Genomic DNA, 12,786 nt, shown 5'->3' on the forward strand with positions numbered 1-12,786 from the left:
AGTCGTACGTCCGAACCGGGAGGAGACACGGGATGGGCAGCCGCACCGCGCTGGTCGAGGATCTGATGGAGCGCTTCCCGCACGTGCCGCGGGAAGCGGTCTTCAAGGAGGACCTGCTCCGCGGCGGAGTGGCCTTCGACCCGTCGGCCCTCAGCGACAACGAGGACGGCGAGGTCAAGCCGAAGTCGTACTTCATCTTCTCCTTCGACCACGGCACCCTGCCCGAGCTCGGTGAGGCGGCCCTCAGGCGCCCGCCCGAGGAGATCATCCTTACGGGCGGCCCGTACGACTTGCGCCGCACGGTCGTGTCGGTCCGTGTGAACCCGTCCTCGCCGTACCGCGTCGCGGCGAACGAGGAGGGCGTGCTCGGCCTCTACCTCGACGGCAGGCGCATCGCGGACGTCGGCGTCCCGCCGATGCCCGAGTACTACCGGCACACCCTGTCCAACGGGAAGTCGGTGATGGAGGTGGCCCCCACCATCCAGTGGGGCTACCTGATCTATCTGACCGTCTTCCGGGTCTGCCAGTACTTCGGCGCCAAGGAGGAGTGCCAGTACTGCGACATCAACCACAACTGGCGCCAGCACAAGGCGGCCGGCCGGCCCTACACCGGGGTGAAGGACGTCGAGGAGGTCCTCGAAGCCCTGGAGATCATCGACCGGTACGACACGGCGAAGGCGTCCACGGCGTACACCCTCACCGGCGGCGCCATCACCAAGACCGTCTCCGGACGCGACGAGGCCGACTTCTACGGCCACTACGCCAAGGCCATCGAGGAGCGCTTCCCGGGCCGCTGGATCGGCAAGGTCGTCGCCCAGGCGCTGCCCAAGCCCGACGTGCAGCGGTTCAAGGACTACGGCGTGCAGATCTACCACCCCAACTACGAGGTGTGGGACGAGTACCTGTTCAAGATGTACTGCCCCGGCAAGGAGCGCTACGTCGGCCGCGACGAGTGGCACAAGCGCATCCTCGACTCGGCGGACGTCTTCGGCGCGCGCAACGTGATCCCCAACTTCGTGGCGGGCGTGGAGATGGCCGAGCCCTTCGGGTTCACCACGGTCGACGAGGCCATCGCGTCCACCACCGAGGGCCTGCGCTTCTTCATGTCGCACGGCATCACGCCCCGCTTCACGACCTGGTGCCCGGAGCCCACCACTCCGCTCGGCAAGGCCAATCCGCAGGGCGCGCCACTGGAGTACCACATCCGCCTGCTGGAGGCCTACCGCGCCACCATGGACGAGTTCGGTCTGTCCTCGCCCCCCGGCTACGGCCCGCCCGGCCCCGGCCGTGCGGTGTTCTCCGTGAGCTCCTTCATGGACAGCCTTCCGGCGGCGGAACCGGTCGAGGTGTGAGCCGGACCCCCCGGACGTCATATGGTCGGACGTCACAGGCGGTGGCCGGCCGCGAAGAGCACCGCGCAGCCGGTCGGCGCACCGCGCCATCAGCGCGCGGTCCGGAGAACCAGCCCTCCCACGGCTTGCTCAGGCTCCGCCAGGCGGCGGGCTGCCCCGCCTCCGGGACCAGCCGCGTCAGCCGGTCCACGACGGCCACATAGGCAAAGCCCCAGGTGGCCGACAGGTCCGGGTGAAAGGAGCGCACCGTGACGGCCACGGGCGCGTACCGAAGCCGCGCCCGCACTCCCGTCTCCTCCAGCAGCTCCCGCCGGGCCGCCTCACGCGGTGTCTCCCCGGGCTCCACCCTGCCCCCGGGAGGCACCCAGCCCCGTCGGCGGTGGCAGACCAGCAGAATCCGCGTCAGGGACCTGTCGAACACCCGCACCTCGGCCGCGAGCGGCCCGCCCGGCAAGCCGCCGGGACGCCTCCTCCGGCCTGCGCCGGGGTCGTTGATCAGCTCGTCCGCCACGCCGGAGACTACGACGGGCCACTGACACCGACAGCGGAGGCGACCCGCCTCCGCCCCGCAGCGCACAGGGGGAGTCACACCCTCGAATCGACATGTTCCGCGGTCGATACTTTTTGGCCTCCCTGCCGTATAACTCTCGGAGTCAGGGGGACTGGGACGCGCGAGGGCGGACGCGGGGGCGGTGCGGAGCCCCGCGCACACCCGCGCCCGGGCCTTCGGGCAAGATTTGAATACGGCGCTTGTCAGTTGTGCGGGGGACGTGAAAGGCTCGGTTTCTGCCGCGAGGTTCCCTCCAACTCCATTGCCGGTATGGTGAGTTGGCCTCGCTCGTGGATGCAGGAGACCCATGCCCGACCTGCCGACCCCCCAGGACGCCGCCGAGGCCGCGCTGTTCTCCGAGTGCTGGGACGCGGTCCTCTCCTACGCCGATCTGTGCACGGCCGGTTCCACCGCCGCCGCCCAACTCGCCCGGGAGGCGTTCGCACACGGCATACGTGAGGCCCGTGACGCCGAGGCCGGTACGGTCAGGAGCGCCGGCCGCCGCGCGTCCCGGCTGCCGCGGATCCCCCAGCTGCTGACCGCCGTCCGCTCCACCGCGGCGGCCTGGGAGGACGAGGGGCAGGGGCACAAACTCGACCCCGAACTGCGCCTGTGGCTCCACTCGGACAAGGCCGCACGCTACACGGGGCCGCCGCTGCGACGCCCGCTCGCCCTGCGCGGACTGCGCGACCTCCAGCAACCGGACGCCGAACTGCTGTGGCTGGCCGAGGTGGAGGCGCTGCCGCTGTCCCTGGTGGCGCGCCGGCTGGGCCTCGACGCGGCCGCGGTGACCGAGGAACTCGCCCAGGTGCGGGGCCTGTTCCGGGACCGCTGCCACCGCAACCACCTCGACACCCCGCTGGACTCCCAGTGCCGCAGTTACGCACGGCTGCTGGACGCCGTCACCCGCTCGTCCGACGCCGACACCCCTGGCGACCTGTCCCGGCACCTGGCCACCTGCGTGCAGTGCGCCGAAGCCGCCGCCTGCCTGCGGCTGCACGGCGGAGGACTGCCCGGGGCGCTGGCCGGCGGGGTGATCGGCTGGGGCGGCCTCGCCTACCTGGAGCGGCGCCGCCGGGCCGCCGAGGTACGCCTCGGCGCCGGGCGCCCCGGCCGGCCCGACCCGGACCTGCCCGATCCGCAGGACCCGGCGCAGAAGGCACGTGTCGCCCGCAACGGGCTGCTCGTCGCCGCCGTCCTGGTGTCCCTGCTCGCCCTCGCCGTGTCGATGATGCCGTTCGGCGACACCACCGACGAGGCGGGCGCCCGCGGCGACGACCGCCAGCCGGTCGCCGACCCCGGCATCTCCCTGCCGTCCATCGAGCCGGCCACGCCCTCCGACTCGCCCTCCGGCTCCCCGGACGGCACCCCGGAGCCCTCCGACCGCGCCTCCAAGGACACCCCGGAGCGGAAGAATCCGGGCCCGGAACCCCAGGGCACCTCCTCCGCGCCCGCCGAGCAGGAGAGCCACAAGAGCGAGGAAGTGACCTGCCGGGTCGCGTACGACCTCGTCAACCAGTGGCCCGACGGCTTCCAGGCCACGGTCACCGTCACCACCACCGAGCCCCTCGCCTCCTGGCGCGTGGCCTGGTCCTTCAAGGACGGCCAGCAGGTCGGCCAGATGTGGGACGCCACCGTCGCCCAGAACGGCTCCCGCGTCAGCGCCACCGCCGCCGACTACAACAGGACGGTCCCCGCGGGCGGCGACCTCGCCTTCGGCTTCCTCGCCTCCTGGCGGGGCAAGAACTCCCCGCCGTACGCCTTCACGCTGAACGGCCGGCCCTGCGCGAAGGCCTGACACGGAGCCCGGAAAACCGGTTGACGGGCCGCCACGGCAACGGACTACTGTGACGGCACAGCACGCGGTGGCCGACGGCCACCGCGACCCCACACGAGTGAACGAGGAGGTGTCGACCGATGGCTGTCATCGCGACGCGCGCTGCCCGCAGTCAGGAATCCATCAAGTCCACCTCCGTGGCCACCGGCTGACACCCTTTCCGTTCGCCGCCTCACGCGCGTGCGCGGTCGCCGGGGCCACCCTCGTGAAGGGTCACCCCCTTGAGTTCCACCTCCGTTTTCTCCGCGCTGGCTCCCTACGGTTGGGACGAAGCCTGGGCCGACGCGTTCACCCCGTACGACGCCGAGGGGCTGCTGCCCGGGCGGGTCGTCCGGGTCGACCGCGGGCAGTGCGACGTCATCACCGCCGACGGGGTCGTACGGGCCGACACCGCGTTCGTCACCCCGCACGACCCGCTGCGCGTCGTGTGCACCGGCGACTGGGTCGCCCTCGAACCCGGCGGGAACCCGCGCTATGTACGGACGTGTCTGCCACGCCGTACCGCCTTCGTGCGCTCCACCTCCTCCAAGCGGTCCGAGGGGCAGATCCTCGCGGCCAACGTCGACCACGCCATCGTCGCCGTGTCGCTGGCCGTCGACCTCGACCTGGCCCGCATCGAACGGTTCCTCGCGCTCGCCTGGGAGTCCGGGGCACAGCCCGTGGTCGTCCTCACCAAGGCCGACCTCGTGCCCGACGCGGTGACCCGGTCGCACCTCGTGCAGGACGTCGAGACCAGCGCGCCGGGCGTGCCCGTGCTCGGCGTCAGCGCCCTGGACGGGGACGGGCTCGACGTGCTCGCCGCGATCGTCTCCGGCGGTACGGCGGTGCTGCTCGGGCAGTCCGGCGCCGGCAAGTCCACCCTCGCCAACGCCCTGCTGGGCGAGGACGTCATGGACGTCCAGGCCACCCGGGACGCCGACGGCAAGGGCCGCCACACGACGACCACCCGCAACCTCCTCGTCCTGCCCGGCGGCGGCGTCCTCATCGACACTCCCGGCCTGCGGGGCGTCGGACTGTGGGACGCGGGCAGCGGCGTCGGCCAGGTGTTCGCCGAGATCGAGGAACTCGCCGAACGGTGCCGCTTCCACGACTGCGCCCACGACTCCGAGCCGGGGTGCGCGGTCCGGGAGGCCATCGACGCCGGGGAGCTGCCGGAGCGGCGGCTGGAGAGCTACCGGAAGCTGCTGCGGGAGAACCAGCGGATCGTCGCCAAGACGGACGCGCGGCTGCGGGCCGAGATGCGCAGGGACTGGAAGCGGAAGGGGGCGATCGGCCGGGCCGCGATGGAGGCGAAGCGGGGAAGCCAGTGGCGCTCCTGACCGCCGCCGACGGCGCCAGCCCCATGTCCGATTTCCGCCAGCGGTGCCCGCACCTCTGGCGGAGACTGGGGGTGTGAAGGACGAAGACCCCAGGTACGAAGCCGTGCGCAGCCGGGACGCCCGTTTCGACGGCGCGTTCTTCTTCGCCGTCGAAACGACCGGCATCTACTGCCGTCCCAGCTGCCCGGCGGTCACCCCGAAGCGCCGCAACGTGCGGTTCTTCGCCACGGCCGCCGCCGCGCAGGCGGACGGCTTCCGGGCCTGCCGGCGGTGTCGCCCGGACGCCGTCCCCGGCTCCGCCGAGTGGAACGCCCGCGCGGACGTCGTGGCCCGGGCCATGCGGCTGATCGCCGACGGGATCGTCGACCGGGAGGGCGTCGCCGGGCTCGCCGCACGGCTCGGCTACAGCGCCCGGCAGGTGCAGCGCCAGCTCACCGCCGAACTGGGCGCCGGGCCCGTCGCGCTCGCCCGGGCGCAGCGGGCCCACACCGCGCGCGTCCTGCTCCAGACGACCGGGCTGCCGGTGACGGAGATCGCGTTCGCGGCGGGGTTCGCCAGCGTGCGGCAGTTCAACGACACGATCCGCGCCGTGTACGCGGCGACCCCGAGCGAGCTGCGCGCCGCCGCCCCCCGGACCGACCGGGCGGCGCGGCGCACCGCCACACCGGCCGCCGGAATCCCGCTGCGGCTCGCCCACCGCGGCCCCTACCAGGCCCGCCCCGTCTTCGACCTGCTGGCGAACGAGGCCGTGCCCGGCGTCGAGGAGATCAGCGGCCCGCCCGGCGCCCGCACCTACCGGCGCACCCTCCGCCTCCCGTACGGCACCGGCATCGTCGCCGTCGGCGAGCGGCCCGGCGCGCCGAGGACCGCCTCCGGCGCCCACCCGGGCGGCTGGCTCCACGCCCGGCTGCACCTCACCGACCCGCGCGACCTGACCACCGCCGTGCAGCGGCTGCGGCGGCTGTTCGACCTCGACGCCGACCCGTACGCCGTGGACGAGCGGCTCGGCGCCGACGCACGGCTGGCCCCGCTGGTCGCCGCCCGGCCCGGGCTGCGGTCACCGGGCGCCGCTGACCCGGAGGAACTCGCGATCCGCGTCATGGCGGGGCGCACGCGGGCCGCGGAGCTCGTACGGCGGTACGGCAAGACGCTCGACGCTCCCTGCGGCAGCCTCACCCACCTGTTCCCCGAACCCGCCGTGCTCGCCGAGGCCGAGCCCGGCGGGACGCTCGGCGCGCTCGCCGCCGCCCTGGCCGACGGGGCCGTACGCCTCGACCCGGGCGCCGACCGCGACGACGCGCACGACGCCCTGCTCGCCCTGCCCGGCCTCGACCCCCGCACCGTCGCCGAGATCCGCACCCGGGCCCTCGGCGACCCGGACGTGGCCCCGCCCGACCTGGACGTTCCCGGCGGCTGGCGCCCCTGGCGCTCGTACGCCCTGCAACACCTGCGCGTCGCGGGAGAGTTGGAGTCGTGATGATCATCCGCTGGACCACCGTCGACAGCCCCGTCGGCCCGCTGCTGCTCACCGCCGCCCCGACCGGCGAGCTGACCTCGCTGTCCGTGCCGGGACAGAAGGGCGGCCGAGTCGTGGCGGACGACTGGCGGCACGACCCCGGGCCGTTCCGGGAGGCCGAGGAGCAGCTCGCCGCCTACTTCGCCGGCGACCTCAAGGAGTTCCGGCTGGCCCGGCGCACCGACGGCACCGCGTTCCGGGAGAGGGTGTGGGCCGCCCTGGACACCGTGCCCTACGGCGCGACCGTGACGTACGGGGAGATCGCCGCGCGCGTCGGAGCGCCCCGGGCCGCCGTACGGGCGGTCGGCAGCGCCATCGGTGCCAACCCGCTGCTGATCGTCCGCCCCTGCCACCGGGTGATCGGCTCCGACGGCTCCCTGACCGGGTACGCCGGCGGACTGGAACGCAAGGTCCACCTGCTGCGGCACGAGGGCGCGCTCTCCTGAGGTGCGGGGCCGGTGACAGCCACCACGCGCCGGGCAGGGGCGTGCGCCGGACCCGGGTCAGCCGAAGAACACCGCGCCCAGCCACGCGCCCAGGATCAGCAGGCAGGCGAACAGTTCCGCCAGCACGCTCCAGCCTCCCGAGCGCATCGCCGTGCGCAGGGCCGCGACCGCCGCGCCGTGGCGGCCCAGGCGCAGGCGTTCGGCGAGGTAGATGCCGCCCATGAAGCCGGGGATCGCGCCCAGCACCGGGACCAGGAAGAAGCCGAGGAACGCACCCGCGCCCGCGTACCCGATCACCCGGCGGGTCGCGCCGGTCGCCCGCAGCCGCCGGGGCGGCAGTACCCAGCGCACCACCTGGGCGAGGAACAGGACGACCGTGGCGCCCACGAGCACCCACCACGCGACCGCCTGCGTGTCCCGCAGGGCCCACCACAGGACCGCGGCCCACACCAGCCACGACCCCGGCACCGCGGGCAGCAGCACTCCGCCCAGGCCGAGCAGGATCACCAGCCCGACCAACAGGAGGTCCCACGCTCCCATCTGTCCAGAGTGCCGGAGTACAGCGAAACCCGCAGATCAGCGGTGACGCCCTGGACGCGCACCGCCCGGCGTCTTTTTATCGGATGACCGTTCTCCACCTCACTCGACACGGGTGCGGCTCGCGGGCGAGCGGCGGTTTTTCCGGATGCACCGTTTTCATCCGGCCCGTGCGGTGGACAATTGGGGGCATGAGCCAGCAGGGGGGAAGGCCCACCGGTCACGAGGACGACTGGTGGGGGCAGTTGTACGACGACTCCACCGGCGACACGGGCCCGACGCCCGCGGCGGATTCCCTGGACGACCGCTTCGCCTCGGCGGCCGGGGCGGTCACCGACCGAGCGGTCTCCGGGGCCGTTCCGGCGCCGCGGACAGGCGCCGACGATCTGGCCGACCTTCCGCCGCCGGCCGGCCCCGCACCGTGGCGCGCCCCCTGGGAGCCACCGCCCGCCCGGCCCACCGGCCCCCTGACCTTCCCGGCGGGCCCAAGGCCGCAGGGGCAGCGGCCACCGGAACAGGAGGCGACGCCTCCCGAGAGCGCACCCCGGCACCCCGGGGGCCGGGCGACACCCCGGACCTCCGTGGGCCGGACGCCGGTTCGGTCCTCCGCGGATCATCCCGGCACGTCGACCGGCACCCCCACGGACACCCCCGTCCCCCCGCCCGCCGCTCGTACCCCCGTCTCCGACACGCCCCCGGCCCCGCCCCCGGTGCCCCCACCACCGCCCCCGACGCCCCCCACGGCGCCTCCCGCCCCGGACGACACCCGGGACAGTGCCGCCGCACCGGCCGACGCCGGGCCCGCGCCCGATGTGCTGCCGCAGGACCCTGCCTCCTCCCCCCCCCCGCCCCGCGCCTACGTGGGATCCCGTCCGCCCACCTACGACGCCGAACCCACCGCGCTCCCGCCCGCCGACCCCGACGGCCTGGACGACCTGGTCGCGGACACGGTCCTCGACGGCGCCCGGTACGGCACCTGCACCCTGCGCGCCGCCTCCGTGCGCGGCGACTCGGCGCGCTACCGCGGCGAACCGCGCCGCGACGCGCTGCTCACCGCCCGGTTCGGCACGGGCGAACAGGCCCTGGTCCTGGTCGCGTCGGCGACCGGCGTCCGGGCCGCGCCGGGAGCGCACCGGGCCGCCGCCGAGGCCTGTCACTGGATCGGCCGGGCCGTGGGCCACAGCCACCTCAGGCTCGTCGAGGACCTGAGGGCCGGCCGGCGCGGAGACCTCAAGTCCGGCCTGCACCGCCTCACCGACCGCAGCCTCGGCAAGCTCCGCGCCAGTGCCGCCGAACAGGGCCTGCGGCCGGAGGAGCACGCGGCCACCCTGCGCTGCCTGCTGCTGCCCGCCGACCCCGAGTGCCGTACGCGCGTCTTCTTCGGCGTCGGAGCGGGCGGACTGTTCCGGCTGCGGGACGGCCGGTGGCAGGACATCGAACCGCGGGTCGCCCAGGTCAGCGGCGAACCCGTGGTGGGTTTCGGATCCCCGCCGGCCGAGACCCCCGGGGGCGACCGCCTCACCATGGACCTGGGCATCCCCACACCCCCCAGCCCGTACGAACCCGCCCCGGAACCGCCGCCCGAGCCGTTCCGCTTCCGCGCCTCCGTCGCCCGCCCCGGCGACACGCTGCTGATGTGCAGTGCCGGGCTGGCCGACCCGCTGCGCGGGGAACCCGAGCTGTGCGCGTACCTGACCGCGCGGTGGTCCGGCCCCGAACCGCCGGGTCTCGCCGCGTTCCTCGCCGACACCCAGGTGCGGGTCAAGGGTTACGCGGACGACCGTACGGCCGCGGCCGTGTGGGAGGGCTGACGCGCCCAGCCGTGCGCGGGGGATCAGCCGGTGAGGGCACTCGCCGGATGCCCGAAGGTGTCACAGGCGGGCGTGCGTGACCGTCGGTCTTCGGCCAACTTCGGTGGCCCTCCCGCGGCTGGTGAGCACCCACCCCACCTCTTCTTCGCGGGCGCGTGGATCGGCGGGAGGGGCACGGCAGTTGGGCCGATTTCCTGTGGTGCGGATCGGGTGCCGGGGTTGTAGGTCCCCAGGCGCGCGGGAGGGGACGGACCGGACGCCTCTGGGGAACCATCGCCGTCTTCAGCAGCGGCTGTCGCCCCGTACCTCTGCCGCCGCGCCTTCCCCCGGGCGGCTCCGCCGACTGTGCCGGGAGCACCGTACGGGTGGCCGAACACCCGGTCGTCGACGATGCGACATGACTGTCGTGTGCCCGACCGGGCAAGGATCCCCGTGAACGTGTTCGAGCAGGAGGGGAACCGACATCGGCACGCGGGCGGGGGTCATGAAGAGGCAGGCACGAGGAGGCGGTCCCTTGACGATCGGGGGCTCCTCGGCGGAAGCGGTGGAGGACAAGACCGGCAGCGCCACGGACCAGGCGCCGGCGCGACAGCTCAGGCGCCGGCTCGGGCGGGCGGATCTGCGGGCGGTGCCCGAGACCCGCAGGGCGTTGCGTGAGCTGCTCAGGCACTGGGGGAGGCCGGCACACTCGGAGATCGCGGAACTGCTCACCAGCGAACTCGTCACCAACGCACTCGTCCACACCGATCACGACGCCGTCGTGACGGCCACCGTCGGCCCCCGTGGACTACGGGTGGAGGTACGGGACTTCGTGGCCCGCAGACCGAGGCTGCGCGGCCCGAGCACCGACGAGGGCACGAACGGCAGGGGCCTGGTTCTGGTGCAGTCCCTCGCGGACGCCTGGGGGGTGCGTCCCCATGGGGTGGGCAAGGCCGTCTGGTTCGAGCTCGACGCGGGCGCAGCGTGACCACATGGACGGGAGGGGTGCGGCTCCTCGCCGCACCCCTCCCGTCGAGATCGTCACGGGTCGTCAGGGCCACGCGGGCCCTGAGGGATCCCCGACCGTCTAACCGAACTGCTGCTCCAGGTCCTTGAGCTTGCGCTCCAGGGAGTCAAGGCGCGGCAGGGCCATGGTGTCGTCCTCCGCCGTCAGGTCGACGGTGACCGGATCAGAAGCGCCGCGTACGGGCTGCAGTGAGGGACGCGGGCGCACGGGCAGCTCCGGCGCCGATATGGCAGGCTCCGCGGAGACCAGTTCGGAGCCGCGCTCCACGGCCTGCACCTCGACCTGACGCCCCCCGGCCCGGCCGACGAAACCGCGGTGTCCGCGGCTGATCGCCTTGAGCTGGGCGCGCTCCACACGCTCCTGCTCGCGGCGCCGGCGCCGGGTCTCGTCCTTCTGGCGCTTGTCCTCGCGAACCTCCTCGACCGCCTCGTCGAGGCTGCGGACGCCTTCCAGCAGCATCAGCGACCAGGCCCGGTAGGTCTCACGGGGCGCCCGCAGCCAGCGGACTATGCGGATCTGCGGCAGTGGCCTGGGCACCAGACCCTGCTCACGCAGGGCGGCCCGGCGGGTCTGCTTCAGGGCCCGGTCGAACAGCACCGCCGCGGACAGCGACATGCCGGCGAAGAAGTGCGGGGCACCGTCGTGGCCCACGCCCCGGGGCGCGTGCACCCAGTTGAACCAGGCGGCGGCGAAGGCGAACGTCCACACGAGTATCCGGGAGCCGAGGGCCGCGTCACCGTGGCTCGCCTCGCGCACCGCCAGCACGGAGCAGAACATCGCAGCGCCGTCCAGCCCGAACGGCACCAGATACTGCCAGCCTCCGCTCAGGCCGAGGTTCTGCTCGCCGAAGCCGACCAGGCCGTGGAAGGAGAGCGCGGCGGCGACCGCCGCACAGCAGAAGAGCAGGACGTAGGAGACGGTGCCGTATATGGCTTCCTTGCGCCTGCGGCGCTCTTCCGCACGTTCCCAGGAATCGTCGGCGCTCGTGTCCTTGACCGAGGAGCGCTTGCCGCGCGCGAGCACCGCCACCGCCGCCAGCATGCCCAGGAGCAGTACGGCGCCCGGAAGCAGCCAGTTCAGCGATATGTCGGTCAGTCTCATCTAGGGGTCCCTTGCATTGGGATAGGGCGTAACGCCCGCCATAGTGGCCCAATCCCACCAGCCCTCAGGGGGTTTCGGGGCAAGAGGCCGCCAAGGAGGTGCAAGGGGATGCCCAGGACGGCGTTCTGCTCGAACTGCCGCTTGAGGGGCGGGAGTTGAGTTCGAACAAGACTACCCGCACGGGTGGTGCCACGGAAAGTTCCCGCGACAGGTGAGGAATGTGTGAATCGCCTGTGACCGTGTGGGTGAGTCTCGCCGGACGATCTTACGGCACGCCGACGGGTGTCACGGACGGAGGGGGCCTCAACAGGCGGCGACGGCCGCCACCTTGGCGACCCGGTCGCTGCCGCAGGTGCGCGGGCAGGTGGCGCAGGCGTCCTCGGGGCGCAGTGTGTAGAACATGCAGCAGCTCACCCGGTCCCGGGTGCGCAGCGGTTCGCCTTTCGGCCCCGTCAGCTCGCGGAAGGCCGCCGCACCGGCGTACGGCCTGGTCGACCCCGGCAGCAGCAGTTCCAGCTCGTGGATCGCCCGGCGCTCTTCGCTCTCGCCGAGCAACTGGGCGATGTACCACAGCCCTTCGACGACCTCGTCGGTCGCCATGCCCCACAGGGCCCGGCCGCGGCGCCGCATGCGCGGGCCGAAGGCGGCGAGGACGGGTTCGAGGTGCTCGGCGACCGCCGCGCGGACCTCGGCGCGCAGTGCCTCCCCGTCGGGGACCACCCGGGCCCCGGGCAGCGTGGCCGCGGGGTCGCCGGGCAGGCAGGCGAAGCCGGCCGGCCGCACGGCCATGCGGCCGACGGCCAGACCGGCGGCCGCGCGGTCGAAGGAGACGTGCGTCGCCGGGTACCGGGGCACCCTCCGGTGCAGGAACCACGGCACGGTGATCAGCAGGCAGGCCGGCCAGGCGTAGCGGTGCAGGCCGAAGCTCGCGACCACGTCCGGGCGGGCCCGCTGTCCGTAGTCCCGCAGCACCTGGGCGTCGTCCCAGGCGAGGAACGCGTCCAGGGCGTCGCCGCCCGCCGCCAGCTCGTCGGCGCGGATCCAGCCGGTGCCGGTCGGGGGTTCCTGCCCGGCCTCCAGTTCGGTGACGGCCAGCCCAGGGAAGACCGAGGCCAGGCGGGCGTACGCCGCTGCGACGGCCGAGGGGCGCACGGGCATGCGGACCACCGTTCCACGTCTGATCGAACCGAGCTGCTTGAGGTAAGGCTTACCTTACCCAAGATCGTCGGGATTTGAACTGACGGCGTGTGCGCTTATGGTGCTTGACGGGCGAGTAACAACTCGCCGTATGGACCCCAAGTACTGATACGT

The 12,786-nt window shown here is 73.5% G+C and carries 11 protein-coding genes; 7 read left to right on the forward strand and 4 right to left on the reverse strand.

What is annotated here, in order from left to right:
• Nucleotides 1-32 precede the first annotated feature (32 nt).
• Nucleotides 33-1,352, forward strand: a complete 1,320-nt coding sequence (locus tag ACFPZJ_RS14535; protein WP_381021229.1) for a radical SAM protein — start codon at nucleotides 33-35, stop codon at nucleotides 1,350-1,352.
• Here the strand turns inward: ACFPZJ_RS14535 and ACFPZJ_RS14540 are convergent.
• Nucleotides 1,312-2,211, reverse strand: a complete 900-nt coding sequence (locus tag ACFPZJ_RS14540; RefSeq protein WP_381021231.1) for an NUDIX domain-containing protein — start codon at nucleotides 2,209-2,211, stop codon at nucleotides 1,312-1,314. The two genes, ACFPZJ_RS14535 and ACFPZJ_RS14540, sit on opposite strands and share 41 nt — an antisense overlap.
• Between ACFPZJ_RS14540 and ACFPZJ_RS14545 the strand changes: the two genes are divergently transcribed.
• From ACFPZJ_RS14545 to ACFPZJ_RS14560, 4 genes are all read left to right on the forward strand, one after another.
• Nucleotides 2,210-3,700 (forward strand): cellulose binding domain-containing protein, encoded by a 1,491-nt coding sequence (locus ACFPZJ_RS14545; protein WP_381021233.1) that lies wholly within the window; start codon nucleotides 2,210-2,212, stop codon nucleotides 3,698-3,700. The genes ACFPZJ_RS14540 and ACFPZJ_RS14545 overlap by 2 nt on opposite strands.
• A gap of 260 nt (nucleotides 3,701-3,960) precedes the next feature.
• Complete coding sequence (gene rsgA / locus ACFPZJ_RS14550) at nucleotides 3,961-5,058, forward strand: ribosome small subunit-dependent GTPase A (protein ID WP_381021235.1); 1,098 nt, start codon at nucleotides 3,961-3,963, stop codon at nucleotides 5,056-5,058.
• 73 nt (nucleotides 5,059-5,131) lie between these two features.
• Nucleotides 5,132-6,535: a bifunctional transcriptional activator/DNA repair enzyme AdaA gene (locus ACFPZJ_RS14555; protein ID WP_381021237.1), complete on the forward strand. Its 1,404-nt coding sequence runs from the start codon at nucleotides 5,132-5,134 to the stop codon at nucleotides 6,533-6,535.
• Nucleotides 6,535-7,020 (forward strand): methylated-DNA--[protein]-cysteine S-methyltransferase, encoded by a 486-nt coding sequence (locus ACFPZJ_RS14560; protein WP_381021239.1) that lies wholly within the window; start codon nucleotides 6,535-6,537, stop codon nucleotides 7,018-7,020. The genes ACFPZJ_RS14555 and ACFPZJ_RS14560 overlap by 1 nt, the downstream gene beginning before the upstream one ends.
• 57 nt (nucleotides 7,021-7,077) lie before the next feature.
• Here ACFPZJ_RS14560 and ACFPZJ_RS14565 read toward each other — a convergent pair whose 3' ends face one another.
• Nucleotides 7,078-7,560, reverse strand: coding sequence for a DUF456 domain-containing protein (locus tag ACFPZJ_RS14565; RefSeq protein WP_381021241.1), 483 nt, complete (start codon nucleotides 7,558-7,560; stop codon nucleotides 7,078-7,080).
• A gap of 857 nt (nucleotides 7,561-8,417) precedes the next feature.
• Between ACFPZJ_RS14565 and ACFPZJ_RS39895 the strand changes: the two genes are divergently transcribed.
• Nucleotides 8,418-9,368: a protein phosphatase 2C domain-containing protein gene (locus tag ACFPZJ_RS39895; protein ID WP_381021243.1), complete on the forward strand. Its 951-nt coding sequence runs from the start codon at nucleotides 8,418-8,420 to the stop codon at nucleotides 9,366-9,368.
• A gap of 514 nt (nucleotides 9,369-9,882) precedes the next feature.
• Nucleotides 9,883-10,335 (forward strand): ATP-binding protein, encoded by a 453-nt coding sequence (locus ACFPZJ_RS14575; protein ID WP_381021245.1) that lies wholly within the window; start codon nucleotides 9,883-9,885, stop codon nucleotides 10,333-10,335.
• 99 nt (nucleotides 10,336-10,434) lie between these two features.
• On the opposite strand, the gene ACFPZJ_RS14580 is transcribed toward ACFPZJ_RS14575, so the two are convergent.
• Nucleotides 10,435-11,475, reverse strand: a complete 1,041-nt coding sequence (locus tag ACFPZJ_RS14580; protein WP_381021247.1) for a DUF2637 domain-containing protein — start codon at nucleotides 11,473-11,475, stop codon at nucleotides 10,435-10,437.
• A gap of 303 nt (nucleotides 11,476-11,778) precedes the next feature.
• Entirely contained in the window at nucleotides 11,779-12,633 is an 855-nt protein-coding gene (locus ACFPZJ_RS14585) for a (2Fe-2S)-binding protein (protein ID WP_381021249.1), read from the reverse strand.
• Nucleotides 12,634-12,786: the final 153 nt, after the last annotated feature.

It is taken from the genome of Streptomyces bullii (assembly GCF_042657145.1).
Taxonomy (GTDB): Bacteria; Actinomycetota; Actinomycetes; order Streptomycetales; family Streptomycetaceae; genus Streptomyces; species Streptomyces bullii.

What these genes read in the sequence shown, in the direction of transcription:
- ACFPZJ_RS14535 (WP_381021229.1), top strand. Translation starts at nt 33, where the DNA reads ATGGGCAGCCGCACCGCGCTGGTCGAGGATCTGATGGAGCGCTTCCCG.
- ACFPZJ_RS14545 (WP_381021233.1), top strand. Translation starts at nt 2,210, where the DNA reads ATGCCCGACCTGCCGACCCCCCAGGACGCCGCCGAGGCCGCGCTGTTC.
- ACFPZJ_RS14540 (WP_381021231.1), bottom strand. Translation starts at nt 2,211, where the DNA reads ATGGGTCTCCTGCATCCACGAGCGAGGCCAACTCACCATACCGGCAAT.
- ACFPZJ_RS14560 (WP_381021239.1), top strand. Translation starts at nt 6,535, where the DNA reads ATGATCATCCGCTGGACCACCGTCGACAGCCCCGTCGGCCCGCTGCTG.
- ACFPZJ_RS14565 (WP_381021241.1), bottom strand. Translation starts at nt 7,560, where the DNA reads ATGGGAGCGTGGGACCTCCTGTTGGTCGGGCTGGTGATCCTGCTCGGC.
- ACFPZJ_RS14580 (WP_381021247.1), bottom strand. Translation starts at nt 11,475, where the DNA reads ATGAGACTGACCGACATATCGCTGAACTGGCTGCTTCCGGGCGCCGTA.
- ACFPZJ_RS14585 (WP_381021249.1), bottom strand. Translation starts at nt 12,633, where the DNA reads ATGCCCGTGCGCCCCTCGGCCGTCGCAGCGGCGTACGCCCGCCTGGCC.